This window comes from Nitrosomonadales bacterium, assembly GCA_016716325.1.
Taxonomy (GTDB): Bacteria; Pseudomonadota; Gammaproteobacteria; order Burkholderiales; family Gallionellaceae; genus Gallionella.
Window position 1 is genome coordinate 1,129,191 of the sequence record JADJWO010000001.1, and the last position, 25,686, is coordinate 1,154,876.

22 protein-coding genes are annotated in these 25,686 nt (G+C 60.6%); 10 read left to right on the top strand and 12 right to left on the bottom strand.

The window, feature by feature from the left end; genetic code table 11:
• Positions 1 to 12 precede the first annotated feature (12 nt).
• The 4 genes from IPM27_05370 to IPM27_05385 are packed head-to-tail and all read right to left on the bottom strand — an operon-like array spanning position 13 to position 5,922.
• Positions 13 to 1,965 (bottom strand): alpha-amylase, encoded by a 1,953-nt coding sequence (locus IPM27_05370; GenBank protein MBK9160978.1) that lies wholly within the window; start codon positions 1,963 to 1,965, stop codon positions 13 to 15.
• Positions 1,965 to 2,810, bottom strand: a complete 846-nt coding sequence (locus IPM27_05375) for an HAD-IIB family hydrolase (protein MBK9160979.1) — start codon at positions 2,808 to 2,810, stop codon at positions 1,965 to 1,967. The genes IPM27_05370 and IPM27_05375 overlap by 1 nt, the downstream gene beginning before the upstream one ends.
• On the bottom strand, positions 2,804 to 4,963 hold the full coding sequence (locus tag IPM27_05380; protein ID MBK9160980.1) for a glycosyltransferase: 2,160 nt from the start codon (positions 4,961 to 4,963) through the stop codon (positions 2,804 to 2,806). Before IPM27_05380 ends, IPM27_05375 begins: the two co-directional genes overlap by 7 nt.
• On the bottom strand, positions 4,960 to 5,922 hold the full coding sequence (locus IPM27_05385; GenBank protein ID MBK9160981.1) for a carbohydrate kinase: 963 nt from the start codon (positions 5,920 to 5,922) through the stop codon (positions 4,960 to 4,962). The genes IPM27_05380 and IPM27_05385 overlap by 4 nt, the downstream gene beginning before the upstream one ends.
• A gap of 307 nt (positions 5,923 to 6,229) precedes the next feature.
• On the opposite strand from IPM27_05385, the gene IPM27_05390 reads away from it, so the two are divergent.
• From IPM27_05390 to IPM27_05400, 3 genes are all read left to right on the top strand, one after another.
• Complete coding sequence (locus IPM27_05390) at positions 6,230 to 6,757, top strand: winged helix-turn-helix transcriptional regulator (protein ID MBK9160982.1); 528 nt, start codon at positions 6,230 to 6,232, stop codon at positions 6,755 to 6,757.
• Between the two features lie 115 nt (positions 6,758 to 6,872).
• Positions 6,873 to 7,604 (top strand): hypothetical protein, encoded by a 732-nt coding sequence (locus IPM27_05395; GenBank protein ID MBK9160983.1) that lies wholly within the window; start codon positions 6,873 to 6,875, stop codon positions 7,602 to 7,604.
• A gap of 7 nt (positions 7,605 to 7,611) precedes the next feature.
• Entirely contained in the window at positions 7,612 to 7,929 is a 318-nt protein-coding gene (locus IPM27_05400) for a DUF3301 domain-containing protein (protein ID MBK9160984.1), read from the top strand.
• Positions 7,930 to 7,946: 17 nt separating this feature from the next.
• Here IPM27_05400 and IPM27_05405 read toward each other — a convergent pair whose 3' ends face one another.
• Both IPM27_05405 and IPM27_05410 read right to left on the bottom strand, forming a co-directional pair.
• The gene (locus IPM27_05405) at positions 7,947 to 8,099 is read right to left on the bottom strand and encodes a hypothetical protein (GenBank protein MBK9160985.1); all 153 of its coding nucleotides are present in this window, start codon (positions 8,097 to 8,099) and stop codon (positions 7,947 to 7,949) included.
• A 234-nt stretch (positions 8,100 to 8,333) separates the two neighbouring features.
• Positions 8,334 to 9,857 carry a leucyl aminopeptidase family protein gene (locus IPM27_05410; GenBank protein ID MBK9160986.1) on the bottom strand — a complete coding sequence of 508 codons (1,524 nt, stop codon included), beginning with the start codon at positions 9,855 to 9,857 and terminating at the stop codon, positions 8,334 to 8,336.
• Between the two features lie 48 nt (positions 9,858 to 9,905).
• On the opposite strand from IPM27_05410, the gene IPM27_05415 reads away from it, so the two are divergent.
• The 5 genes from IPM27_05415 to IPM27_05435 all read left to right on the top strand — a co-directional run bounded on the left by IPM27_05415 (position 9,906) and on the right by IPM27_05435 (position 12,479).
• Positions 9,906 to 10,700: a thymidylate synthase gene (locus tag IPM27_05415; GenBank protein ID MBK9160987.1), complete on the top strand. Its 795-nt coding sequence runs from the start codon at positions 9,906 to 9,908 to the stop codon at positions 10,698 to 10,700.
• 40 nt (positions 10,701 to 10,740) lie between these two features.
• Entirely contained in the window at positions 10,741 to 11,100 is a 360-nt protein-coding gene (locus IPM27_05420) for a four helix bundle protein (protein MBK9160988.1), read from the top strand.
• A gap of 2 nt (positions 11,101 to 11,102) precedes the next feature.
• Positions 11,103 to 11,660: a dihydrofolate reductase gene (locus tag IPM27_05425; protein ID MBK9160989.1), complete on the top strand. Its 558-nt coding sequence runs from the start codon at positions 11,103 to 11,105 to the stop codon at positions 11,658 to 11,660.
• Positions 11,661 to 11,752: 92 nt separating this feature from the next.
• Complete coding sequence (locus IPM27_05430; GenBank protein ID MBK9160990.1) at positions 11,753 to 12,046, top strand: hypothetical protein; 294 nt, start codon at positions 11,753 to 11,755, stop codon at positions 12,044 to 12,046.
• Positions 12,047 to 12,104: 58 nt separating this feature from the next.
• Positions 12,105 to 12,479 carry a hypothetical protein gene (locus tag IPM27_05435; protein ID MBK9160991.1) on the top strand — a complete coding sequence of 125 codons (375 nt, stop codon included), beginning with the start codon at positions 12,105 to 12,107 and terminating at the stop codon, positions 12,477 to 12,479.
• Positions 12,480 to 12,738: 259 nt separating this feature from the next.
• Here IPM27_05435 and IPM27_05440 read toward each other — a convergent pair whose 3' ends face one another.
• The 3 genes from IPM27_05440 to IPM27_05450 all read right to left on the bottom strand — a co-directional run bounded on the left by IPM27_05440 (position 12,739) and on the right by IPM27_05450 (position 16,533).
• Positions 12,739 to 14,985 carry an arginine/lysine/ornithine decarboxylase gene (locus IPM27_05440; GenBank protein MBK9160992.1) on the bottom strand — a complete coding sequence of 749 codons (2,247 nt, stop codon included), beginning with the start codon at positions 14,983 to 14,985 and terminating at the stop codon, positions 12,739 to 12,741.
• Between the two features lie 239 nt (positions 14,986 to 15,224).
• Positions 15,225 to 15,956, bottom strand: a complete 732-nt coding sequence (locus IPM27_05445; GenBank protein MBK9160993.1) for a sulfite exporter TauE/SafE family protein — start codon at positions 15,954 to 15,956, stop codon at positions 15,225 to 15,227.
• Positions 15,957 to 15,966: 10 nt separating this feature from the next.
• Positions 15,967 to 16,533 carry a dCTP deaminase gene (locus IPM27_05450; protein ID MBK9160994.1) on the bottom strand — a complete coding sequence of 189 codons (567 nt, stop codon included), beginning with the start codon at positions 16,531 to 16,533 and terminating at the stop codon, positions 15,967 to 15,969.
• 300 nt (positions 16,534 to 16,833) lie between these two features.
• Between IPM27_05450 and metG the strand changes: the two genes are divergently transcribed.
• Both metG and sthA read left to right on the top strand, forming a co-directional pair.
• Positions 16,834 to 18,990 carry a methionine--tRNA ligase gene (gene metG / locus IPM27_05455; protein MBK9160995.1) on the top strand — a complete coding sequence of 719 codons (2,157 nt, stop codon included), beginning with the start codon at positions 16,834 to 16,836 and terminating at the stop codon, positions 18,988 to 18,990.
• Positions 18,991 to 19,073: 83 nt separating this feature from the next.
• The gene (gene sthA, locus IPM27_05460; protein MBK9160996.1) at positions 19,074 to 20,468 is read left to right on the top strand and encodes a Si-specific NAD(P)(+) transhydrogenase; all 1,395 of its coding nucleotides are present in this window, start codon (positions 19,074 to 19,076) and stop codon (positions 20,466 to 20,468) included.
• A gap of 36 nt (positions 20,469 to 20,504) precedes the next feature.
• Here sthA and dnaE read toward each other — a convergent pair whose 3' ends face one another.
• The 3 genes from dnaE to IPM27_05475 form a co-directional block, all read right to left on the bottom strand.
• Positions 20,505 to 24,044, bottom strand: coding sequence for a DNA polymerase III subunit alpha (gene dnaE, locus IPM27_05465; GenBank protein MBK9160997.1), 3,540 nt, complete (start codon positions 24,042 to 24,044; stop codon positions 20,505 to 20,507).
• 164 nt (positions 24,045 to 24,208) lie between these two features.
• On the bottom strand, positions 24,209 to 25,105 hold the full coding sequence (gene xerD, locus IPM27_05470; protein MBK9160998.1) for a site-specific tyrosine recombinase XerD: 897 nt from the start codon (positions 25,103 to 25,105) through the stop codon (positions 24,209 to 24,211).
• Complete coding sequence (locus IPM27_05475) at positions 25,098 to 25,655, bottom strand: methylated-DNA--[protein]-cysteine S-methyltransferase (GenBank protein MBK9160999.1); 558 nt, start codon at positions 25,653 to 25,655, stop codon at positions 25,098 to 25,100. The genes xerD and IPM27_05475 overlap by 8 nt, the downstream gene beginning before the upstream one ends.
• Positions 25,656 to 25,686 lie beyond the last annotated feature (31 nt).

Consider the following 25,686-nt stretch of genomic DNA (forward strand, 5'->3'; position numbering starts at 1 on the left):
TCTCCTCAAATTTCAATCTGCCAGCCAGTAAAAAGACAGCGGCGGGATCATGATCTCGTCATTCGTCACATCCAGACGCACTCCGGAACAGAGGTCCTTCATTCCGTCCGGGCGGAAAAAACCGTACGCCCTCAATTTATCGACATGGAGCGTTTGCGCCTGGTCGTTAAAGTTACCTATTACCAGAACTTTGTTACGGTCATTGTGCGCATCGGCACGGAAAAAAACCAGCAGGTTGGGATTATCCACCGTCAGCAACTGGCGGTTGTCGAAATCCGCGAATGCGGCGACCTCCTTGCGGAGCGCGATCATCTTTTTCAGCGCGCTGAAGATCCGCTGCTCCACCGTGCCTTTCTGGTGGCGTTTCTCCGCCTTGTCCCAGTCGAAGTGGGAACGGTGCATCCAGCGGTTGTCTGCCGCCTTGGAAGGATCCGCGAGATATTCCAGGCTGTTGAGCGTACCGATCGCATCGCCATAGTAAAGCAGAGGGATGCCGCCGAACGAAAGGATCATGCCGTGCAGCAGCAGGATGACCCTGATCGCGCTGTCGATGGCCTGTTCATCCCCGCTTGCCAGGGCGGATTCGAGCCCGACCAACGACGCCAGCGAGCCGGAAATGCGCGCATCGCCGGTCTTGGGATTCTCGCCGAACGGCATCCCCCTGGCCGGCGACGTCGGGAACTTGCCGGTGAAATAATCGATCAGGAAGCGCCGGTGCTTGGCCGGGTCATAGCCGGACAGACGCGCATCGTTGTCGTCGAAACCCAGGCCGATATCGTCGTGGCAGCGCACGTAATTGAGCCAGGTGGCGCGCTCCAGCTTGTCCGGCAGGCTCTTTACGCCCCGGTTGAGCAGATTGGCATTCTTGGTCGCGACGGCATCCCAGAGCAGCGACATGAAAGTGGCGTTATAGGCGATCTCGCATTCCTTGGCGTTGATCGCATCCTCGCCGAAGTATTTGGTGACTTCGCCGGGCGAAACGATGGCTTCCGCGATGAACAGCACGCCGGGCGCAGTCACCTGACAACAGTCCTTCATCAGTTGCAGTAACAGGTGGGCCTCATGCTCGTTCTGGCAGGTGCTGCCGATCTTCTTCCACAGGAACGCGACCGCATCCAGCCGCAGGATATCCGCGCCCTGGTTCGCCCAGAACAGGATGATGTCGATCATCTCGATCAGCACCTCGGGATTGCGGTAATTCAGGTCCCACTGGTAACTGTTGAATACCGTCATCACCCACTTGCCCATCTCCTCATCCCGGGTGAAATTGCCCGGCGAGGTCTCCGGGAATATCTCCGGCATCGTTTCCTCGAATGCGTCGGGCATCTCGCGGTCGTCGAAAACGAAGAAGTAATCCTGGTATTTTTTCTCGCCCCGGCGCGCACGCCGCACCCATTCATGTTCGTTCGAAGTGTGATTGACCACGACATCAAGCACCAGCAGCATGTCGCGCTTTTTCAGCGCCAGCGCCAGCGCCTCGACATCCTCGTTCGTTCCGAAGCGCGCATCGACCTTGCAGAAATCGCGCACCGCATAACCGCCATCGCTGTTGTCCGGGGGGCAATCCAGAATGGGCATGACGTGCAACATGTTGATGCCCAGTTCCTGCAGGTACGGCAGTCTGGTGCGTAACCCCTTCAGGTCCCCGGCAAAGCGGTCGCAGTACAGCGCCATGCCCACCCACTTCTGGCTCAGGAACCAGTTGTAGTCCCGCTCGCGCGCCAGATCGGATTTCCGCAGGTGGGGCGCGCGCTCGATATAGCGCAGCGCCAGCGTCTCGACCAGGCTGACCATCTGCTCCTTGAAGTCCGGGCGGTCGCCATACAGATGGTGGCACAGCGAATGGATGGCATAGAAATTCGCGCCGAGGCGGGTGTAGAAATGACGCAGGCGATAATTCCCGATCTCCGGCTTCAGCTTGATCAGTATCTCGTTCAGCAGCGCATGGGAGGCCTGTTCGTACATCACCCCTCCGCCCGAGCAGATTCACGCAGCCACGCATCCGCTTCCGTCCAGTAATGCGCGACGCCTTCGAGGATGCCGGCGCTGTAATTGCCGTTCATCCCGAGATAACCGCCCCGGGCGATGTAGAGCGCATCCTTGTGCGCGCCCGCGGCACGCGCCTTGACTTCGGCATCGGCGTTGGCGACGAGCACGGAAGGTATATCGCTCAACAGCACATCCAGGTCGTTGCCGCTGTCTCCGGAAAAGACCGTGCTCTTGCCATCGAATCCCTTGCGCTGCATCAGAAAACGGATCGCGTGCAACTTGTTGGCACTGACCGGCAACACATCCAGCAGGCCGACTCCCGCCGCCTCATCGATGCTCCAGATAATGTTCGCCCGGACGCCGGCCTGTGCCAGTAGCCGCTCCATCTCGCCGATCAGCGCTTGCGCGTCCGCTTCGCGCGGCACATAGAAGCTGAGCTTGTGGCGGTTCTGCTTTTCCGGTTCCTGCAGCGCCAGTGCCGGGAAGACGCCCAGCAAACGGTATAGCTCGTCATGCGTCATGCCGCGCCAGTCCGGTGCGATCTGCGCGTCCCACTCGTCCCACTGCTGCCATCCCGATGAGCCGGCCTGATAGATCGTCGAACCGACATCGGCGATGGCAAAATCGGGTTGCGGCAGGTCATATTCCCGGATGGCCTGCTCAATGAGCGCAAGATGCCGGCCTGTCACATAGGCCAGCGTGATTTCCTCGCGGCCCGCCAATTCCCTGAATCGGTCCATCGCTCCCGGCGATTCCGGTTGCGCGCCGTTCGGGATCAGCGTGCGATCGAGGTCGGTGCAGATAAGGAATTTCTTCACGATGTCCCTGCCGGTTTGTCCGCAAAAAAATGGTAGTGATCCATCGCCTCCAGTATGCCCGCAGCATGGGGCTTTCCGGAAAAATATATTTTGTCGATATTGGCCAGATCGGCCAATTCGTTCAGGTGGCGGTTGTCCACGACCGTGCCCAGCGTGTTGCCGCGCAACATATCCGTATCCGCGCCCGTGACGCCCGAGACCAGCGTATTCTCCAGCGGGAAGCCGAGTTGTTCGGCACACCAGCGCAATGCCAGGCCCTTGGAGGCGCGCACCGGCACCACGTCGAGGAACTGCCCGAACGAAAACACGGTGTTCACCGCCTGCTCGTTGCGCAACAGCGTCTGGCGGATCTCCTGCATGTCCGCCACGGCATGGTCGATGTAATAGCTGAGCATGAATTGGCTCTGGTATGGCTTCGGTTGCAACTCGAGGCCCGGTATCTCGGCGAGAATATCGCGCACCGCCTGCTGGTTCCACTGGTGTTTGATGTGGCGTTCCCATACCGCAGATTTGGTCAGGTTCGGCGCATAGTGTATCTCGGTGCCCTGCCCGGTGATCAGCACATCCGGCTGCGGGATGCCGTGTTGACGCAGCACGCTCAGCGCGTTGTCCAGACGGCGGCCGGTCGCAATACCGAAGATGATCGACTTGCGGTGGACCTGCATGGTCTGCAGGAACGCCGCCAGCGATTCCCGGTCGCCGATCAGGTTCAGGTCCAGGCTGGTAAAGATCGCGCGGTCGCGATACAACTCCTTGCGGCGGACCGGATGGGGCCTGGGCAACGGCTCGCTCTTCTCGACCACCGGACGGATCACGGCCAGGTATTTTTCCACGTGCGCCTGCCAGGAATAATGGCGGCGCACCCCGTTCACGCCATTGCGCGCCAGTTGTCGCCAAGTCTTGCCGTCGGAAAGCGCCCGCACCAGCGCGTCGCTGATCGACGCCTTGTCGAGCGGATTGATCAGATAGCCGTTCTGGCAATTCCCGATGATGTCGATCGGCCCGCCGTCCTCGGTCGCCACGATCGGCAGGCCGCAGGCCGCCGCCTCGATCAGCGTCAGGCCGAACGGCTCGGTCAGGGCAGGGTTGACGAATACACCGCGCGATGCCGCCGCCAGCCGGTACAGCACGGCCACATCGTCGGGCTTGTGGTGCTTGGGATAGGCCACCTTGCCGTACAGGTCGTATTTGTCGATCGCCAGCAGGATCTCGTTCAGCACGCCGCTGGAGGTATCCTCCATATCCTTGATATCGTCGCGGTTCCCCGCCACGACCACCAGATTCGCCGCGTCCTGCAGCTCGGGCGATTCGCCGTACGCCTCGACCAGAGCAACGATGTTCTTGCGCGGGTCGGGACGCGACAGTGCCAGAATGATCGGCTTGTTCGGTTGCCTCAGGAACCGCTTCAGTTCGCCCGCGATCGCACTGTTCTTTTCATCGCCCTTGGGCGGGAAGAATTTTTCCAGATCGGTGCCGGGCGGGATCACCCGCATACGTTCCGGCTGGTAGAAATTGTATAGCCCGTATTGCTGCTCGATCTCCTGCTGCGTGCTGGTAACGATGCGCTCGGCCACGCCCAGCGTGGTCTCTTCCGCCTCGATGCGGCGCGAAATGTTGTAGGTCGACTCGATCTCGGCGCGCTTGATGCCGCTCGCCAGCAGTTGCTTGCGCTTGCTGCGACCCAAAGAATGGCCGGTATGTACCAGCGGCACGCCCAGTTGGTGCGACAAGCGCGACCCCACGTAACCGGCGTCCGCATAATGGCTGTGGATGACATCCGGGGTGCGCCCCAGACTCTTGAGGTACGCGAGCGCGTTGTCGGCAAAGTTCTCCAGCGAATCCCACAGCATCTCCTTGCGCAAATATTTCTGCTCGCCGCACTCGATACGCACGATGGCAGCCTTTTCCGACAGCGGTTCGAATGGTTCGGCATAATCCGGACTGACCTGCCCGTCGATGACACACCGCGTCAGCAGGATCACCTTCTCGACATCGGCGCGTTCCCCCAGCGCGCGCGCCAGCTCCACCACATACTTGGTCTGGCCGCCGGTGTCTGCGTCGCGCCCCAGCTCCAGGTTGTTGCCGCGTATCAGGCCATGCACGCTGATCAATGCGATGAACAACGGCTTTTTTGGTTCAGGCGATCGCTTCCTCATATCCCCCACTCCTTGATGAACGGCTTGTAGAAATCCGCATGATCGGGAACCGCGCCCCGGATCCCGCAAATGGACGCGGCAAAGGCATTGGCTCGCTCCAGGGTCAACGTTGCCGGCCACCGCCTCAATTCACCCATCATACACACCGATGCGAAGCCATCGCCCGCACCGACGGTATCCACCAGTTTTTCCGTTCGTCCCTTTGCTCCAGATTCGGTTTTTCCGCCGTCCCGATCGATCTGCCACGCGCCGTCTTCCCCGCAGGTAACCAGAAGCCGTTCGATGTCGAACCGCTTCACGAATTCACGCGCGCGGGCCGGCAAATCCCCTTCCGGCAATTCGAGCATTTCCGACAGCTCTTCCAGTTCATCGACATTCAGTTTCACGATATTCGCGTATTGCAGCGACTGCAGGATGGTCTTCCTGTCGTACCACGGGGCGCGCAGGTTGATGTCCAGGAATTTTGGTGCGCCGGTACTGCGCAGCAGCGTCTTCAGTGCCCGTCGGGAAATTTCGTGCCGCTGTGCCAGCGTGCCGTAATACACCATCACCGGACGTACCGACAGCGAGATCATGCGCACCACTGCCGGATGGATGAAGTCGTAGGCCTGCATCGGCAGGATCTCGAAACGATGGCCGTCTTCCCCGATATGCACCAGCACGCGCCCGGTCGGATGACTCTTGTCGCGCTGCACGCCCAGCGTCCTCATCCCGTTGTGCGCCATCGCATGCAGCACCTCGTCGCGCAGGGCGTCGTTGCCCAGCCGCGTGACCAGCACCGGGTTCTGCCCGAACGCCTTGAGATGGCACGCGACATTGAACGGCGCCCCGCCCAGCACGGACCGGTCCGGAAAAATGTCCGCCAGCACCTCGCCGAACAGCACGATGGTATTCCCACGGCTGGCAAGGGGTGCGCGCACTCTGGAGGCGGATCGCCTGAAAAACGTATGTTCCGTCATCTCGCTGTTTCTATTTCCTTTCTTTGCCATGTGACGCGGTGCCGCGCCACTCTGCGGTGGACAATGCCGCGATCCGCGCAAGGCATGACTGCCTTTCACAAAACCGCACAATCGTTCGAACTGAAAGAGGGGCTGCACTCGCGCGGCGCCGGTATCTCGCCTTGCAGCCTTGTTTGCATCCGCACCGCCAGCACGCTGCTGACCGCGAATATCGCCGTCGACTTTAACCTGATACGATGCCGCCAGAATTCAGCCGATTACATTTGTACCAATATAATTGAAACGACCGTAAAATGCAAACCCGGTCATGCGCGGACACGCTCCGAACAGGCTTCCAATCCTTGAGGAAAATCACTTGAACGATCACGACAAGAAACAGCTCTCGCTCCGGCTGCTGAAAAAATTCCGGATCATCTACGGCTCGGTGCGCCAGCAATTCCGCGATATCGAACAGACCTGCGGCGTGACCGGATCGCAACTGTGGGTCATGCAGGAGATCGCCAACACCCCCGGTATCGGCGTTTCGGAATTGGCCGAACGCCTGTCCATCCACCAATCCACGTGCAGCCAGCTGGTCGAAAAACTCGTCGTGCGCAAGCTGGTCAGCAAGGAACGCGGCAAGGAGGATCAGCGCCGCGTCGGACTGCGCCTGACGGCAGAAGCGGCCAGGCTGATCGAGAAGGCGCCGGGCCCGGCCGAAGGCGTGTTGCCGGAAGCGCTGAACGCATTACCTGCGACAACCATACAATCGCTGGACAAATATCTGGAACAGGTGATCCGGCAACTGCGGACCAAGGACGACAAGCTGGCCGACAAGCCCTTGTCGGATCTGTGACTCCCAGCGGAGAATCGCGCCCCCGGATTCCGGCCATAGCCCCTTGCCATTCCTCGTGCAGGAAGAACATCATGCGTTGCGCCGGACCCAGAGGACATATACAGACTTTCGCGTGATGCCAGAACGAAAAACCCAGTCCCGCCTGCTTGCCCTCTTCGCTGCCGCGTTGCTGGCCGCCTGCGCGTCCACGGAACCCGCCCGCAACGGCAAATCCATCCCGAGGCAGGCTGACCGCAACTCGCTGGGACAATTCGGCAAGACCGACTATGACCATCTGGCCGACGTGGCGATGCGCGAGAACACACAGAGCCTGCACGCGCTGATGGTCAAACTCTACAAACGCAATCCGCGCGAACTCAGGAAGCGGACGACCGCGACCGCCGAGGAAGCGGCGCAATCGGTCTTCGAAAACACGGTCGACTGGAGATTCGGGGAGATCAACGGCGCGCAGGGTACGGATGCCATCCAGCAGGCGTTCCGTCCCGATTTCACCGGCGACCGCGTACTGTCGCTCATCGTCGGCATGCAGACCATGCTGGTCAAGGCACACGGCGGAAAATCCGAGTTCTACCTCACCGATACCATCGAGCCGCAAAACGTCTACAACGCCGCGCGGAATATCGAGATCGCCGTATGGAAGCTCTCCAACGCTCGTGACGAAACGGGCCAGCGTTACCTGCTCACCAACGAACTGAACGACAACGAACAGAATCTCAGCTTCGAACGCGAATTCGGCAAGGTCATCGGCAGGCTGGACCTGCATGCGCTCACCCTGTCGGAAAAATTGCAGCGTTCCATCGTCAAGGTGGTGCAGGCCCTGGCCAGCGCCCTGTTCCTGCCGTATTGACCGGGCCATGGATACGCCCAGCCTGCTCCTCCTGCTCCTGCTGGCCGCGCTGGGATGGTTCTGGTTCGACAGCCTGCGCGCCCTCGAGGTGGCCCGCAATGCGGGCAGGCGCATCTGTGCCGAGGCGAACGTGCAATTCCTCGACGACACGGTCGCCACCACCTCGCTGGCGCTGGCACGCAACCAGGCCGGGCGCAGGGTGTTGCGCCGCAGCTACCGTTTCGAGTTCAGCGAGACCGGGGATTCACGGCTCGAAGGACGCCTGACCCTGCTCGGCGACAGGGTCGAGTCGGTCACCATGGAGCCGTACCGGATGCTGCCCTGATCGGGGAATCGCCGGCTTTACAGCATGTCGATCTGCGTGGACATGAACCACAGCCCGACCAGCAGCACGCAGAACGCGACCAGCAGGAACGCCGCCAGCAACAACAGGAAAATCCACTTGGGGAGGAAAGCGGGTTTGAAACCCAGAGCCCATGCCAGGAAATCACTCATTCAGTTTTACCGCTCCTATTGATGTTTCCATAATTAATGACATTCGCGGCGCCATTCCCGCGCAAGCGGGAATCCAGTGGGTTTAATGAAAATGCATTTTTTCTTGCTGGATTCCCGCTTGCGCGGGAATGACGCGGTTTTTTTCACTCGACTTCATTTCTGATCATCTTGTCCTGATTTATGGAAGGCTCAATAGAAAAACACATCATATCGGCTCCTTTGGTTCCCGCGTCTTTACGATGCGCCTCTCAGCATCGCCACGCCCCACGCCACACCGAAACCGTTCACCTCGCCGGCCACGATGCCCAGTCCGCCCTCGCAGCGGCTGGATGAGAGATCGACGTGCAACCAGGGCGTGTCGTGTTCGACGAAGCGTTTCAGGAAGCGCGTGGCGAGGATATGGTCGGCCTCGCCCGCCAGCGTGCATTGCTTGATGTCAGCGACCTTGGAATCCAGCTCCGCTTCGTAATCCTCGTCCTGCGGGAAAGCGCACAGGCGCTCGCCGGTTTGCTTGCCCATGCTCACCGCACGGCTCGCCAGTTCGTCGCTGGTTGCGAACACGCCGGAATAGCGCGCGCCCAGCGCAGTCGCCATGCTGCCGGTCAGCGTGGCGAAGTCGATCATCATGTCCGGCTTGGCGCGCGAAGCCAGCGTCAGCGTGTCGGCCAGCACCATGCGCCCTTCGGCGTCGGTGTGCATCACTTCGATGTTGGTGCCGTTCAACGCCTTCACAATATCGTTCTGCTTGTATGCCTTGGGGCTGATGTGGTTCTGCGCGATGGCCAGCCAGCAGTCGATGTTCACCGGCAGCTTCTGCTGCGATGCAGCGAGCAGGATACCGAGCGACACAGCGGAACCGTTCATGTCCTCGTGCATGTTGTGCATGTAACGCGACGGCTTGAGGTTGTGGCCGCCAGTATCGAAGCAGATGCCCTTGCCCACCAGCGCCACGGTCTGCTTCGCCTTCGGATGCTTGTAAGTGAGATGCACGATGGCCGCGTCCTCGGGATCGCTGCCCTGCGCCACCGCGACGAACGCGCCAGCGCCCATCGCGCGCAGCTTCTTCATGTCGAACTCTTCGTGCTTCCACTTGTTCGCCGTCGCCAGCTTCTTCACACGCTGACGATACAGGCCCGGTGTCAACTCGTTCGGCGGCAATATGGTCAGCTCGCGGCACAGCAGATTACCTTCGGCCTGCGCACGCAGCGCGTCGAACACTTTCTTGTCCAACACCGCTCCATCCCCTCCCCCATGCAGGGGGAGGATTAGGGTGGGGGTAGAAACTTTCGCACCCCGCCGCCCCGCAGAAAGGGCCGCATTCATATTCACCAACTCAATTTTCTGCAACGCCTTCCGCTCATCCTTCTTCTTGTGCACCGGCATCAAGGCACTATTCACCCACGCCCCATACACCGCCAGCTCCGCCGCCCGCTGCGCCATCACCCCCGACACCGCCACCCCCAGCACCTTGGGCTGCTCTTCCAGCAACAGTTGCAGCGCCTTGCGCACCACCACCTGCTGCGCGAAGACATCCTTCTTCCCATCCAGCATCGCCCAAGCCACCAGCGTCCCATCCGCCGCGTTCGCCGCAACCGGCGTTTTCGCCAACCCCTCCGCTTTCATGGCACGGCGCTTCAGCACCGTGGCGAGCAGTTCGCCGTGCGGAACATCCTTGGTCAAGGCCTTATCGCCGGGCAACACCACCAGCAGATGCGTCACGGCGGGCAAGGTTTTGGAGAAGGTCAGTTGTGCTAGCATTGCGTCCTCGAATTCCATCATTGATCGTCGCGATTATACGGGCTCATCATGCGCCAATATCTGGATTTAATGCAGCACGTGCTCGATCACGGCACGACCAAGTCCGACCGCACCGGCACCGGCACCACCAGCGTGTTCGGCTACCAGATGCGCTTCAACCTGCAGGACAGCTTCCCGCTGGTCACCACCAAGAAATGCCATCTGCGCTCCATCATCCACGAACTGCTGTGGTTCTTGCAGGGCAGCACCAACATCACCTACCTAAAGGAAAACGGCGTCAGCATCTGGGACGAATGGGCCGACGAAAAAGGTAACCTCGGCCCGGTGTACGGCAAGCAGTGGCGCGCATGGGAAGCGGCGAACGGCCGCGTGATCGACCAGATCAGGATCGCCGTCAACCAGATCAAAAGCAACCCGGACTCGCGCCGCATCATCGTCTCGGCGTGGAACGTCGGCGAACTCGACCGGATGGCGCTGGCGCCCTGCCATGCGTTCTTCCAGTTCTATGTCGCGGACGGCAAGCTGTCGTGTCAGCTCTACCAGCGCAGTGCGGACATCTTCCTCGGCGTGCCGTTCAACATCGCCAGCTATGCGCTGCTGACCATGATGATGGCGCAGGTGTGCGGCCTGAAGTACGGTGATTTCGTGCATACCTTCGGCGACGCGCACCTGTATTCCAACCACATGGAACAGACAAAGCTGCAACTGTCGCGCGAACCGCGCCCGCTGCCGACCATGAAGATCAACCCGGATGTGAAGGATATCTTCGGCTTCAAATTTGAGGACTTCACACTGGAAGGCTACGACCCGCATCCGGCCATTAAAGCGCCGGTGGCTGTTTAGGATTCAGGATACGGGATTCAGGATTCAGAACCAGCTCACTATGAATTACGACGAATTGATTGTCTGGCAGAAGGCGATGGACTTGGTGACGGGAATCTACAAGATCACCGCCACTTTCCCAAGTGAAGAGCGTTTTGGGTTGTCATCCCAAGCCAGGCGTGCCGCCGTTTCCATTCCATCCAATATCGCCGAAGGGCATGGGCGAAAGGCATCCGGCGCCTATCTCAACCATCTCTCCATTGCTTACGGTTCCCTGATGGAACTTGAAACCCAATTACAAATTGCATTGAGGCTGAATTTTGTCAGTGCTGACGAAGCAACCACCTTGTTAGCGCAAACAAACGAAATCGGAAAAATGCTCAATGGCCTCAAAAAATCCATATCTGCACAAGTGAAATAGCCATGCCATCCTCAACCCTGAATCCTGAATCCCAAATCCTGAATCCTGAATCCCAAATCCTCAATCCTAAAATCTCAATCCTGGTTGCCATGGCGCGCAACCGTATCATCGGCGTGAACAACACGCTGCCCTGGCGCTGCCCGGAAGACCTCAAGCATTTCAAGACGCTGACCATGGGACATCACATGATCATGGGACGCAAGACCTTCGACTCCATCGGCAAACCCCTGCCGGGGCGCACCACCGTGGTCGTCACACGCAATGCCGACCTGGCCATCGAAGGTTGCCTGATGGCGCACTCCCTCGAACACGCGATCACCGCCTGCGCGGGAGACGAGGAGATTTTCATCGTCGGCGGCGCGCAGCTTTATGCACAAGCCCTGCCGCTGGCGGACACGCTGTACATCACCGAGATCCAGCAGGACGTAGCCGGGGATGCATGGTTCCCCGCATTCGACAGATCGGAATGGCGCGAAACGTCACGCGAAACACGCCGCCAGGAAACCCCCGAACCGCTGGAATATCACTTTGCGACCTATCGCCGCGGCAACAGGCGCTAAATGCAATAAGGCTGTTTTGGCCAGGCAAATTAAAGCTTGTACAATTTTGGCCGCTGTATATACAATGCAAGCCTATTCCGGAATTCATGACCATGAAACTCCATATTTCAGCAGCAGTTCGGGAAAAGCTGGCAAACAAAACACCACCTGTGGCTGAGAGTGAAATCGTCCAATGTTTCGCGAACCGTACGGGAAAGGATTTGATTGATACGAGAGCTGACAATCTGACAAATCCGCTAACCCGTTGGTTTATTGCCGAAACAGATTTTGGGCGGAAGCTTAAGGTGGCATATATGCCGACGGTTAACGGGATTGTCATCAAGTCAGCCTATGATCCCAATGATGAGGAGAAACGGATTTATAACAAGTATTCTCACCCAATTTAGTAATTGCTCTCGTATATACAGTAAATATCAGCCTAAAAGGCACACCAAGGAGACAGCCATGAGCAAAAAATCACCACCCCCCAAAATTCCAGATACCGAGGAAGCTTGGCTATCTGGTGAGTTGGGTACGGATGAGGAATTTGTGGCGCTAGCACCAGACGATGCGGAATCGATCATTAACGAACAGCTCGACTTGCAACCGATTTCCATTCGGCTCGAAAAGTCCCTCATCGAAGACTTCAAACTCATTGCGGCGATGCACGGGCTGGGATATCAGCCGTTGATGAGACAATCTCTGAGGAGGTTCGCGGACTGCGAAAAGAAGCGCATCTTGCGCGAAGCGGCTGCGGATATGGCGGCAAGAAAGAAGGCAGAAAATGGGGCTCCATCTGAAGCCGTTTCATCGGAAGAGCCGCAGAAGAAAGCAGCCTAACTATTTCCATCCTACCCGTTGGTCGGGTGGCGATCACTCAGTAATGAATCAAGAATGGGTGCAAAAGCCTCGCAGCAATGCGAGGCTTTTTTGTTTCTGACGGTTGATACGGGGCCATAAGGGGCCAGCATCGCAATAGCCTTGAGCAACGACCGGTTTGAATTGAAAGCGGGAGTTCCAACAAGCAACTCTGTTTAGTGCTAGGCCATAAAAAAGCGGCGCATATTGCGCCGCCTCTTTTTCTCCACCCCGCTTCCGTTTACTTCACGCAATCCACAAAATAGCGGCGCACGCCGTCCACCTTCTCTTCCACCAGACCGTGGATGTCGGTTTCGAAGCCGGGTAGCGACTGCCTGAAATCGCGGGCGAATTTCAGGTAGTCGACGATGGTCTTGTTGAATATCTCGCCGGGGATCAGCAGCGGGATGCCCGGCGGATAGGGGGTCAGCAACACTGCCGTGATGCGTCCTTCGAGGTCGTCGATCTCGACGCGCTCGATCTCGTCGTGCGCCATCTTCGCGAACGCGTCGGACGGTTTCATCGCGGGCTGCATGTCGGACAGGTACATCTCGGTGGTCATGCGCGCCACGTTGTGCGTCTTGTAGGCGTCGTGGATCTGCTGGCACAGGTCGTGCAGGCCGGTGCGCTCGTACTGCGGATATTTGGCGGCGAACTCGGGCAGGATGCGCCAGATCGGCGCGTTCTTGTCGTAGTCGTCCTTGAACTGCTGCAACGCGGTGAGCAGCGTGTTCCAGCGGCCCTTGGTGATGCCGATGGTGAACATGATGAAGAACGAGTACAGGCCGCACTTCTCGACGATGACGCCGTGCTCGGCCAGATAGCGCGTGACCATCGAGGCCGGGATGCCGGTGTCGGCAAAATCGCCGTCCACGTCCAGTCCCGGCGTGATGATGGTGGCCTTGATCGGATCCAGCATGTTGAACCCTTCGGCCAGCTTGCCGAAACCGTGCCACTTGTCGGTGGCCTTCAGCACCCAGTCCTCGCGCGAACCGACGCCTTCCTCCGCGATCGTGTTCGGCCCCCACACCTTGAACCACCAGTCACTGCCGAACTCCTGCTCGACCTTCTTCATCGCGCGCCGGAAGTCCATCGCCTCGGCGATACTCTCCTCCACCAGCGCGGTGCCGCCCGGCGGTTCCATCATCGCGGCGGCCACGTCGCACGAGGCGATGATGGAATATTGCGGCGAGGTCGAGGTATGCATCAGGTAGGCTTCGTTGAACACTTGACTGTTCAGCTTGCGCGTCTCGGATTCGCGCACCAGGATCTGCGACGCCTGCGACAGTCCGGCCAGCAGCTTGTGGGTGGACTGCGTCGAGAAGATCATCGATTCCCTTGCGCGCGGACGGTTGCGGCCGATGGCGTGCATGCTCTTGTAGAAATCGTGGAACGCCGCGTGCGGCAGCCAGGCCTCGTCGAAGTGCAGCGTGTCGATGCGCCCGTCCAGCATCTCTTTCAGCATCTCCACGTTGTACACCACGCCGTCGTAGGTGCTCTGTGTGATGGTGAGGATGCGCGGCTTCTTGGTCTTGTCCTTGATGAACGGGTTCGCGTCGATCTTCTTCTGGATGCTGGCCGGTTCGAATTCGGATTTCGGGATCGGGCCGATGATGCCGTAGTGGTTGCGCGTCGGCGTCAGGAACACCGGCACCGCGCCGGTCATCATGATCGAGTGCAGGATGGATTTGTGGCAGTTGCGATCCACTACCACGATGTCGTCCGGCGCCACGGTGGAATGCCACACGATCTTGTTCGAGGTCGAGGTACCGTTGGTGACGAAGAACAGGTGGTCGGCATTGAAGATGCGCGCCGCGTTGCGCTCGGAAGCGGCCACCGGGCCGGTGTGATCGAGCAACTGGCCGAGTTCGTCCACCGCGTTACACACATCGGCGCGCAGCATGTTCTCGCCGAAGAACTGGTGGAACATCTGCCCCACGGGTGACTTCAGGAACGCCACGCCGCCGGAATGGCCGGGGCAGTGCCAGGAATACGAGCCGTCCTGCGCGTATTCGAGCAGCGCGCGGAAGAAGGGCGGCGCCAGTGAATCCAGATAGGATTTCGCCTCGCGGATGATGTGGCGCGCCACGAACTCGGGGGTGTCCTCGTGCATGTGGATGAAGCCGTGCAGTTCGCGCAGGATGTCGTTCGGGATGTGGCGCGAAGTGCGCGTCTCGCCGTACAGGTAGATCGGGATGTCCGCGTTCTTGAAACGGATCTCCTCGACGAAGGCGCGCAGGGTCTTCAGCGCGACTTCCGTCTCTTCCTTGCTGCCGGCGCCGAACTCCTCGTCGTCGATGGACAGCAGGAAGGCCGAGGCGCGGCTCTGCTGCTGCGCGAACGAGGTCAGGTCGCCGTAGCTGGTGACGCCCAGCACTTCCATCCCCTCTTTCTCGATCGCTGCGGCCAGCGCGCGGATGCCGAGGCCGCTGGCATTCTCGGAACGGAAATCTTCGTCGATGATGACTATTGGAAAACGGAACTTCATGTTGCGCTCCTTTGCATGATGGAACGAGATGCCATGCTGCGAGTTTTTCCATCACGCTGGACGTGGTGGAGTTTCGGGGCAGACTCATATCGGCCGCAGGGCGATGTGACGTCGAAACCAAACCGGAATTTCATTGCTTACTCCCAGTGGAGATCAAGGGTTGGCGCGGATTGTCGCAGATTTAACGGGTAGTGTGAAAAAGGATTTCAGGAAAAATACACCTTGCATCGGCCATCCGGTTAAACGTAAAGCATCTTGCCGCCGGCAACCAGCAACACGGCGCTCAGCACCAGCACGATGGTGCGGCTCTGCAAACGGTGGCTGCCGAGATAGGCGCCGATCAGGCCGCCCGCCACGACTGCGGCCGCGTATCCCGCGAAGTGATCCGGCAGCACGATGTCGTTGTGCATGCCGAAGCCGACCAGCGCGAATAACGAGTTGAACAGGATGAACGGTGCGGAAACGGCGGCCGCCTGCCTGGGGACGGCCCAGCCCGTCAGCAGCAGCAGGGGCGTCAGGAAGATGCCGCCGCCGATGCCCAGCAGGCCGGAGAGCAGGCCGATCACGCCGCCTGCGGCGACAGCCGGGAACACCGGCAATTCGCGATGCCCGGCGGGCTCGATGCGCCGCGCGATCAACCGCCATGCGCTGAACAGCAACGCGATGCCGAGCAATATCTTGAAGGGGGTAGCGGACAATTGCAGGGTGCCGCCAAGATACGCCATCGGGATCGAGCCCAGCATGAAAGGCAGGAACAGGCGCATGCTGAAATGCCCGGCGCGCACGAACTGGAAGGTGGCGATCGACGCCACCAGCACGTTCAGCGAGAGTGCGGTGGGGCGGATATCGCCCAGCGCCATGCCGGCCAGCACCATCACCGCGATGTAACCGGAACCGCCCGCGTGTCCCACGATGGCGTACAACAGCGCCACCAGGAAGAAAGCCAGCGAGACGACGAGGTAGGCGTCCATCAGCCCGGCATCAGGTCTTGGGCAGGGTGACGCCGACCTGGCCCTGATACTTGCCGCCGCGGTCTTTGTAGGAGGTCTCGCAGACTTCGTCGCTCTCGAAGAACAGCACCTGCGCCACGCCTTCGTTGGCGTAGATCTTGGCCGGCAGCGGCGTGGTGTTGGAGAACTCCAGCGTCACATAGCCTTCCCACTCGGGTTCGAACGGGGTGACATTGACGATGATGCCGCAGCGGGCATAGGTGGATTTGCCCAGACACACGGTCAGCACGTTGCGCGGGATGCGGAAATATTCCACGGTACGCGCCAGCGCGAAGGAGTTGGGCGGGATGACGCAATAGTCGGCCTCGACGCTGACGAAGGAGTTCGGGTCGAAGTTCTTGGGATCGACGATGGTGCTGTTGATGTTGGTGAACAGCTTGAATTCGCGGGAGCAGCGGATGTCGTAACCATAACTGGAAGTGCCGTAGGACACGATCTTGTGCCCGTTCACTTCCTTCACCTGCTGCGGCTCGAACGGATCGATCATGCCGGTCTGTTCGCACATGCGACGTATCCACTTGTCTGACTTGATGCTCATTATCTTGACGGGAAGTGGGAAGTAGAAAGTAGCAAGTGGAAAACCGCTGGTTCGTTGTTACCCTTGGCCTTTCGCTCTTCGCCTTAAATCCGCTCCTCCTCATAATTTACAAGGGCGCGATTTTACCGAATTCCACGGTTCTGTGCGGGGTTTGCTACAATCGCGAGTCGATTTGAGATCGCGTAGCACGATTGCCTCCTCGCCCGCTTGCGGGAGAGGATTGAGGAGAGGGCAATGCGTCTCGTGAGTTTTACTATCATGGCTTTCGACTACCCTGCTCGTTGCTCAAGGAATCAACGTATGTCCCGCAAAATACTCGTCACTTCCGCCCTGCCCTACGCCAACGGCAGCATCCATCTCGGACATCTGGTCGAATACATCCAGACCGACATCTGGGTTCGCTTCCAGAAGATGCGCGGCAACGAATGCCACTATGTGTGCGCCGACGACACCCACGGCACGCCCATCATGTTGCGCGCCGAGAAGGAAGGCGTCACGCCCGAGCAGCTGATCGCCCGCGTCTGGCAGGAGCATTTCGACGATTTCGCGGCCTTCCATGTGCAGTTCGACAACTACGGCTCGACCCATTCCGCCGAGACGAAGGAATATGCGCAAGGCATCTACCGCACGCTCAAGGCCAACGGACTGATCGACGTGCGCTCCATCGAGCAATACTACGACCCGGTGAAGAACCTGTTCCTGCCGGACCGTTTCATCAAGGGCGAATGCCCGAAGTGCCACGCCAAGGACCAGTACGGCGACAACTGCGAAGTGTGCGGCGCGGCCTATGCGCCCACCGACCTGATCGAACCGTATTCCGCCGTGTCCGGCGCCAAGCCGGAACTGCGCAATTCCGACCACTATTTCTTCAAGCTCTCCGACCCGCGCTGCCAGCAGTTCCTGCGCGAATGGACGCGCGGCGGCTCGCTGCAACCGGAAGCGGCGAACAAGATGCAGGAATGGCTGGGCGCGGAAGGCGAGAACAAGCTGACCGACTGGGACATCTCGCGCGACGCGCCCTACTTCGGCTTCGAGATCCCGGATGCGCCGGGCAAGTATTTCTACGTGTGGCTGGATGCGCCGGTGGGCTACATGGGCAGCTTCAAGCAACTCTGCTCGCTCCCCTCGCCCGCTGGCGGGAGAGGGGTTGGGGGAGGGGGTGCGTCCATTGATTTCGACACATTCTGGAATAAGGAAAAAGCCGAGCAGGAAGAGACCGAGCTGTACCACTTCATCGGCAAGGACATCCTGTATTTCCACGCGCTGTTCTGGCCGGCCATGCTGCAACACGCCGGTTTCCGCACACCGACCAAACTGTTCGCGCACGGCTTCCTCACCGTGAACGGCGAAAAGATGAGCAAATCGCGCGGCACTTTCATCACCGCGCGCAGCTATGTGGACCACATCAGGAACACCGAGTACCTGCGTTACTACTACGCCGCCAAGCTGAACGGCACGATGGAAGACATCGACCTCAACCTTGAGGACTTCGTGGCGAAGGTGAACAGCGACTTGATCGGCAAATACATCAACATCGCCAGCCGCTGCGCGGGCTTCATCAGCAAGAAGTTCGACGGCAAGCTGGGCGAGACAGATGCCGCCGCGAGCGCCGAGTTCAAGGCCGCGTTCGACAGCAACGAGATCGCCCGTTGTTACGAGGAACGCGACTTTGCCCGCGCGCTGCGCGAGATCATGCGCCTGGCCGACCTGGCGAACCAGTACATCGCCGAGAAGGCACCGTGGACGATGGCGAAGCAGGAAGGCAAGGAGCAGGAGTTGCATCAGGTCTGTTCGACCGCGCTGACCCTGTTCCGCGACCTGACGCTGTACCTGAAGCCGGTGCTGCCGGAACTCGCCGCACAAGTAGAGAGTTTCCTGAACATCGAACCGATCACTTGGAGCGGCACATGGCAAGCACTGCCAGCCGGCCACACCATCAACCCCTATCAACATCTGGCGACCCGCCTCGATCCCAAGCTGATCGAAGCGATGATCGCCGCCAACCAGGAAAGTCTGAAGAACATGACCGAATCCCATTCGCAACAACGTCACGCAGAGGCGCAACTACCCTCTCCCCTAACCCCTCTCCCGCAAGCGGGCGAGGGGAACAAGATGGAGCCCATCGCCGAGACCATCAACATCGACGACTTCGGCAAAATCGACCTGCGCGTGGCGCGCATCGTCAACGCCGAGCACGTAGTGGGTGCGGACAAGCTGATCCAGTTGACGCTGGACATCGGCGAAGAGAAGCCGCGCAACGTGTTTGCGGGCATCAAGTCGGCCTACGATCCCGAGAAGCTGAAAGGCCGCATGACCGTGATGGTCGCCAACCTCGCGCCGCGCAAGATGAAGTTCGGCCTGTCCGAAGGCATGGTGCTGGCCGCTTCCGGCAGCGAGCCGGGCCTGTTCATCCTGTCGCCGGATGACGGCGCACAGCCGGGCATGCGCATCAAGTAAAGTTGGATCCACTGCTCCGTCATTCCCGCTTGCGCGGGAATGACGCGATAGTTCCAGGGGCAGCGGAATAAAGGAGTAAGCGCATGGACTACGACATACTCATCATCGGCTCCGGCCCCGCAGGTCAACACGCCGCCTGGCAGGCGGCGCGCATGGGCAAGCGCGCGGCGATCATCGAGCGCAAACCGAAGATCGGCGGCGCGGGTCTGCAGACCGGCACCATCCCCAGCAAGGCGATGCGCGAAGTGGCATATCTGCTGTCGCGTTCCGGCGGCATGCGTTCCGCGCTCGCGCCGGACAGCCGCAGCCGCCACGGACTGCTGGCCGACGCGGTGCGCCGCAAGGAAGGCGTGATCGCACAGCAGGAGTCAGTCATCCTGCAACGTCTGCTGAAACACGGCGTGGCATTGATCCCGGGAGAAGCCTCGTTCGTCGACGATCACACGCTGCAGGTCACCGACGCCTCCGGCAACGCGCGCAACTTGTCGGCGCAGGTCATCCTGCTCGCCGCCGGTTCCCGCCCGCGCCGCCCGGCGAACATCCCGTTCGACAAGAAGACGGTGCTGGACTCATCCTCCATCCTCAACCTGCGTCATCTGCCCGACAGTCTGCTGGTGGTGGGCGGCGGCGTGATCGCCTGCGAGTTCGTATCGATCTTCGCCGCGCTCGGCGTGCAGGTCTCGGTGGTGGACAGCCACACGCAACTGCTCGACTACCTGAGCGGGGACGTGGTGAACGTGCTGGCCGACAGCTTCCTCGGCATGGGCGTCACCTTCCACATGGAACAGCGCGTGGCCGAGATCGTGCATGAGGACGGTATCGTGCTGACGCGGCTGGCGAGCGGCAAGGAATTCCGTACCGATGCGGTGTTGTTCGCGCAGGGCCGCGAGCCAAACACCGCATGGCTGCAGGCCGGGCGCGTCGGCATCGAAATGGACGGCAACTGGATCACGGTCAATGCGCATTTCCAGACCAGCGTGCCGCACATCTACGCGGTGGGCGACCTGATCGGCCGCCCCGCGCTCGCCTCCACCGGCATGGAACAGGGACGCAGCGCCGTGCTGCATGCCTTCGGCGGCAGCACGCAACAGTCCGCCGAGAACCTGCCGATGGCGGTGTACACCATTCCGGAGATCTCCTATGTAGGCAAGACCGAGAAGGAAATACAACAGGCGAACATCCCTTATGTCATCGGCCGCGCCTATTTCAGGGACAGCGCGCGCGGCCAGATCATCGGCGACGCGCAGGGCTTGTTGAAGCTGATCGTCGATGCGCGCGACCAACACATCCTCGGCGTGCATATCGTCGGCGAGCAGGCCAGCGAACTGGTCCACATCGGGCAACTGCTGATGAACCTGAAAGGCACCGTGCGCGACCTGGTCAGCAACGTATTCAACTATCCGACGCTCGCCGAGTGCTACAAACTGGCCGCGCTGGATTGCCTGCACCAACTCGAACGGCACGCCGCACCCGCCTGACACCGATCGGGCTGAGCGCAACCACCCGATACCTCCTCAGGGGTAGATCACCTTGACGTTCTCCGCCTGCAACAGGTTGCGCAATCCCTGCAACAGGTCGTCATGCAGCGTGACGCTCCACTCCTCGCCCAGCCGCAACTGACAGCTCGCGCTGGCGTTGCGGTAATAGATGTGTACCGGGCATTTGCCTTCGCGGTACGGGGTGAACAGTTTCTTGAGTTGCGCGACGCTGGCGCTGCCGTTGCAGCGCAATGCCAGTTGCTGCGCGAAATGCGAACGTGCCGAGGCGAAGTCGAACAACTCCTCGCCGTTCACCCGCACGTTGCCGGAATATTCGTCCAGCTTCGCAGTACCACGCACCACCAGCAGCTCATCGGCGCGTATCCAAGGCTTGCTGTTCTCGTATTCATCGTTGAACACGGTCAGTTCGACCTGGCCGCCGCCATCGTCCAGCGTAATGATTGCCATGCGTCCGCGTCGTGTCTGCTGGATGCGCAGCCCCGCGACGATCCCCGCCAGCACCACCGGCACCCCACGCCGGGAGGCCTGCCCCGATCCGTTCGCCTGCCCGACGAATTGCGGCGTCAAGTCGGCCAGCTTCACCTTGATGAAATGGGCCAGTTCCTCGGCATATTCCTGGTACGGATGCCCGCCCAGATAGATGCCCAGACCGGCTTTTTCGTGCGCAAGCTGTTCGCGCAACCGCCAGCGCGGAACATCGGCATGCTGGTCGATCAGCACCGCATCGGCCTCGTCGTCGCCGAACAGGCTGTTCTGGTTGGCCGCGCGCGCCTGCTGGTCGGCGCTGGCCATCGCCGCATCGACGCTGGCCATCAGCGCGGCGCGGTGATCGTTGATCGTGTCGAACGCGCCCGCCTTGATCAGCGCCTCGACGGTACGCCGGTTGACGATACGCTTGTCCACGCGGCGGCAGAAATCGAACAGGTCCTTGAACTCGCCCTGCTTGCGCGCTTCCACGAGGTTGTTGATCGCCGCCTCGCCGGTTCCCTTGATCGCACCAAGCCCGTAGGAGATCGCGCCTTCATCGACCGGCGCGAAACGGAAACCGGAGGAATTCACATCCGGCGGCAGGATGCGCAAGCCCTGTTGCAGGGTATCCTGGTAGAAGAACCCGATCTTGTCGGTATTATCCATTTCCGAGGACAGGGTCGCCGCCATGAAGGCCGCGGGGTGATGGCACTTGAGATACGCCGTCTGGTAGGCGACCAGCGAATAGGCGGCGGCGTGCGACTTGTTGAAGCCGTAACCGGCGAACTTCTCCATCGTGTCGAAGATCTCGTTCGCCTTGCCCGAAGCGATGCCGTTCTGTCCGGCGCCCGCGACGAATATCTCGCGCTGCTTGGCCATCTCCTCGGGCTTCTTCTTGCCCATCGCGCGACGCAGCAGGTCCGCGCCGCCCAGACTGTAGCCCGCCACCACCTGCGCCGCCTGCATCACCTGCTCCTGGTACACCATGATGCCGTAGGTGTTGCCGATCACCTTCTCCAGGCTGGGATGCGGCATGACGACCTTCTCGCGCCCGTGCTTGCGGTCGATATAGTTCGGGATGAAGTCCATCGGGCCGGGCCGGTACAGCGCATTCAACGCGATCAGGTCTTCCAGGCAGTCCGGCCTGGCCTTGACCAGCGTGTCCTTCATGCCGCGCGATTCGAACTGGAACACCGCCGTGGTATTGGCCACCTTGAAGACGCGCTCGAAGGTCTCCCTGTCGTCGAGCGGGATGCTCTCTATCGAGAAGGATTCAGGATTCGGGATCAAGGATCCAGAATCTGCGCCGCTCGCTGAAACGGGTTTGCCGAATCCCGAATCCCGAATCCTGGCTCCTTCAATATAACGCACCGCCCAGTCGATGATGGTCAGCGTGCGCAGGCCGAGGAAGTCGAACTTCACCAGCCCGATGGCCTCGACATCGTCCTTGTCGAACTGGCTGACCACGCTGGCCGCGCTGTCGGCGCAATACAGCGGGCAGAAATCGGTCAACTGGCCCGGCGCGATCAGCACGCCGCCCGCATGCATGCCGACGTTGCGCGTCAGGTCCTCAAGGCGTCCCGCCAGTTCGAGCAGTTCCGGCACACCTTCTTCGCGCTCGGCGATGGCGTTGATCTCCGGCTCCATCTCGCGCGCCTTCTGCAACGAGACCGGCTTGACCCCTTCGACCGGGATCGCCTTGGACAGGCTGTCGCACAGGCCGTACGGAAAATCCATCACGCGCCCGACGTCGCGGATCACCCCCTTGGACGCCATCGTGCCGAACGTGGCGATCTGCGATACGCATTGCGCGCCGTATTTGTTCTTCACGTATTCGATGACGCGCTCGCGACCGTCCTGGCAGAAGTCCACGTCGAAGTCGGGCATCGACACGCGCTCCGGATTCAGGAAGCGCTCGAACAGCAGTTCGTAGCGTATCGGGTCGAGATCGGTGATGCCGAGGCTGTATGCCACCAGCGAACCCGCGCCGGAGCCGCGCCCCGGTCCGACCGGCACACCGTTCTTCTTGGCCCAGCGGATGAAATCCGCCACGATCAGGAAGTAGCCGGGGAAGCCCATCTTGATGATGGTCCCGATCTCGAAGTCGAGACGTTCCTCGTATTCCTGAAGCTTCGCCGCCCTCGCGGCTTCGTCCGGGAACAGGTGCAGCATGCGCTCATGCAGGCCGCGCATCGATTCCAGTCGCAGGAACTCATCCAGGCTTTCGCCGTTCGGCGTCGGGAAATCCGGCAGGCGCGGCTTGTCCAGCGTCAGGGTCAGGTTGCAACGCCGCGCGATCTCCACGCTGTTCTGCAACGCCTCCGGCAGATCGGCGAACAGTTCCGCCATTTCCGCCTGCGTCTTGAAATATTGCCGCGCGGTGAATTGCCGGGCACGGCGCTTGTCATTGAGCACATAGCCTTCGGCGATGCAGACGCGTGCCTCATGCGCCTTGAAATCGTCCGCGGCAAGGAACTGCACCGGATGCGTGGCGACCACCGGCAAGCCGAGCTCGGCGGCCAGGTGCAACGCCCCGTGGATATAAAGCTCCTCGTCGGTAAAGCCGGCGCGCTGCACCTCGAGGTAATAACGGTTGTTGAACAGCCCCGCCCATTCCTGCGCAAACTGTTTGGCCTGCCGCGCGTTGCCCGCCAGCAATGCGCAACCGACATCGCCCAGATGCGCGCCGGACAGGGCGATCAGGCCGGCCGTTCCTTCCTGGTGCAGCCATTCGCGGCGCACCTCGGCGCGGCCGCGGTGCTGGTTCTCCAGATAGGCGCGCGACAGCAGGCGGCACAGCAGCAGATAGCCTTCGTGGGACTGGCACAGCAGCAGCAACCGGTGCGGCCGGTCGCGGTCGGCCTCGTTGCTGATGAACACGTCGCAACCGGCAACAGGCTTGATACCCGCCCCGCGCGCCGCCTTGTAGAACTTGATCAGGCCGAACACGTTGTTCAGGTCGGTCAGCGCCAGCGCGGGCATCGCATCGCTCTTCGCGGCATCGACTGCCTGACCCACGCGCACCATCCCGTCCGCGATGGAATATTCGCTGTGCAGCCGGAGATGGATGAAGGATGGTTGCGGCATGACTGGATACGGGGAAATTTGCAGCAGATTTTAGCACCGTCGGATGCACAGAAAATTACCAGAAAATGCTTTCCGAATAATCAAGGTGTTCCGCGACACTGATCGCGTAGATTCGATAAGTCGCGCAGCGATTACACCCGCCATCGTCGCGGGCAGGCCCCTGCCTACCCCCTTGGATGATGCACTGCGTGCAGTTGCTTCAGACGTTCCCGCGCGACATGCGTGTAGATCTGCGTGGTCGAGATGTCCGAATGACCCAGCAGCATCTGCACCACGCGCAGGTCGGCACCGTGATTCAGCAGGTGGGTGGCGAACGCGTGGCGCAGCGTGTGCGGCGACAGCGGCTTGCCGAGCCCGCAGGTCCTTGCGTGTTTCTTGATCAGGTACCAGAACATCTGCCGCGTCATGCCCCCGCCGCGCGCGGTGACGAACAGCGCGTCGCTGACCTGTCTGCCCAGCAGCACACCACGCCCGTCCGCCAGATAGCGGCGCAGCCAGTCCAGCGCCTCTTCGCCGAGCGGCACCAGGCGCTCCTTGCTGCCCTTGCCCATCACGCGCACCACGCCCATGTCCATGCTGACCTGCGCGATGCGCAACGTCACCAGTTCCGATACGCGCAGACCGGTGGCATACAGCACCTCGAACATGGTGCGGTCGCGCAGGCCCAGCGGTGTTTGCGCGTCGGGCGCACCAAGCAACTGCTCCACATCCTGCTCGGTCAGGCTCTTGGGCAGGTTGCGCGGCAACTTGGGCGTGTCGATCTGCAACGTGGGGTCGGACGTTATCCTGCCTTGCCGCACCAGATAGCGGAACAGCCGCTTCATACTGGAGATGGCCCGACCGGTACTGCTGGGCCGTGATTTCTGCACCGTGACCAGATGGGCGAGATAGCGCTGGATGTCGCCATGCGTGGCCTGCAGGATGGATGCGTTGCCCTGCTTTTCCAGCCATGCGGCGAACTTGTGCAGGTCGCGCCGGTAACTGTCCAGCGTATTGCGCGACAGGCCGTCTTCCAGCCACAGGCTGTCGCAGAATTCGTCGAGCAGGTCGGTATCAGCCATAAGGTTTTGTCATTCCGGGCTTGCCCCGGAATCCAGTGTTTTTATTTGACTGGATTCCCGCCTTCGCGGGAATGACGGACTTTGAATTTATCGCACCCTCATGCACCAGCAACCAGCGCTTGATGTCCAGCGGGGCGCCTTGTGCATGACCCATGAATCCTCCCGGTCCGGACTTGCCCACCACGCGGTGGCAGGGAATGACGATGGGTACGGGATTGGCGCCACAGGCCTGGCCGACGGCCCGCGCACCGGAATGAAGTTCCGCCGCCAGTTCACCGTAACTGCGCGTCCGGCCGCGCGGAATGTCCAGCATGGCCTGCCAGACCTTTTGCCGGTGCGGGGTCGCCTCAAGCCTGAGCGGAATAAAGAATTCCGTATCGGGGTCATCGAAATAACGCAGCAATTGATCGCACACGCTTTCGGCAAACGCGCAGACGGGACGCAACGGCCGTTCCGTCGCGGGGAGGAAGTCGATGCCGAGCAGGGCTTCGTCGTCGCAACGGATGCCCAGCACGCCGAACGGCACGGCAAGTTTTGCCTGATAGTCCATGGCGGGATGATAGCGTACAAATAAAAAACGG

Excerpts from the sequence above, each read along its gene's own strand:
- IPM27_05370 (MBK9160978.1), bottom strand. The coding sequence starts at position 1,965 with ATGTACGAACAGGCCTCCCATGCGCTGCTGAACGAGATACTGATCAAG.
- IPM27_05380 (MBK9160980.1), bottom strand. The coding sequence starts at position 4,963 with ATGAGGAAGCGATCGCCTGAACCAAAAAAGCCGTTGTTCATCGCATTG.
- IPM27_05385 (MBK9160981.1), bottom strand. The coding sequence starts at position 5,922 with ATGACGGAACATACGTTTTTCAGGCGATCCGCCTCCAGAGTGCGCGCA.
- IPM27_05390 (MBK9160982.1), top strand. The coding sequence starts at position 6,230 with ATGCGCGGACACGCTCCGAACAGGCTTCCAATCCTTGAGGAAAATCAC.
- IPM27_05395 (MBK9160983.1), top strand. The coding sequence starts at position 6,873 with ATGCCAGAACGAAAAACCCAGTCCCGCCTGCTTGCCCTCTTCGCTGCC.
- IPM27_05400 (MBK9160984.1), top strand. The coding sequence starts at position 7,612 with ATGGATACGCCCAGCCTGCTCCTCCTGCTCCTGCTGGCCGCGCTGGGA.
- IPM27_05405 (MBK9160985.1), bottom strand. The coding sequence starts at position 8,099 with ATGAGTGATTTCCTGGCATGGGCTCTGGGTTTCAAACCCGCTTTCCTC.
- IPM27_05410 (MBK9160986.1), bottom strand. The coding sequence starts at position 9,857 with ATGCTAGCACAACTGACCTTCTCCAAAACCTTGCCCGCCGTGACGCAT.
- IPM27_05415 (MBK9160987.1), top strand. The coding sequence starts at position 9,906 with ATGCGCCAATATCTGGATTTAATGCAGCACGTGCTCGATCACGGCACG.
- IPM27_05420 (MBK9160988.1), top strand. The coding sequence starts at position 10,741 with ATGAATTACGACGAATTGATTGTCTGGCAGAAGGCGATGGACTTGGTG.
- IPM27_05425 (MBK9160989.1), top strand. The coding sequence starts at position 11,103 with ATGCCATCCTCAACCCTGAATCCTGAATCCCAAATCCTGAATCCTGAA.
- IPM27_05430 (MBK9160990.1), top strand. The coding sequence starts at position 11,753 with ATGAAACTCCATATTTCAGCAGCAGTTCGGGAAAAGCTGGCAAACAAA.
- IPM27_05435 (MBK9160991.1), top strand. The coding sequence starts at position 12,105 with ATGAGCAAAAAATCACCACCCCCCAAAATTCCAGATACCGAGGAAGCT.
- IPM27_05440 (MBK9160992.1), bottom strand. The coding sequence starts at position 14,985 with ATGAAGTTCCGTTTTCCAATAGTCATCATCGACGAAGATTTCCGTTCC.
- IPM27_05445 (MBK9160993.1), bottom strand. The coding sequence starts at position 15,956 with ATGGACGCCTACCTCGTCGTCTCGCTGGCTTTCTTCCTGGTGGCGCTG.
- IPM27_05450 (MBK9160994.1), bottom strand. The coding sequence starts at position 16,533 with ATGAGCATCAAGTCAGACAAGTGGATACGTCGCATGTGCGAACAGACC.
- metG (MBK9160995.1), top strand. The coding sequence starts at position 16,834 with ATGTCCCGCAAAATACTCGTCACTTCCGCCCTGCCCTACGCCAACGGC.
- sthA (MBK9160996.1), top strand. The coding sequence starts at position 19,074 with ATGGACTACGACATACTCATCATCGGCTCCGGCCCCGCAGGTCAACAC.
- dnaE (MBK9160997.1), bottom strand. The coding sequence starts at position 24,044 with ATGCCGCAACCATCCTTCATCCATCTCCGGCTGCACAGCGAATATTCC.
- xerD (MBK9160998.1), bottom strand. The coding sequence starts at position 25,105 with ATGGCTGATACCGACCTGCTCGACGAATTCTGCGACAGCCTGTGGCTG.
- IPM27_05475 (MBK9160999.1), bottom strand. The coding sequence starts at position 25,655 with ATGGACTATCAGGCAAAACTTGCCGTGCCGTTCGGCGTGCTGGGCATC.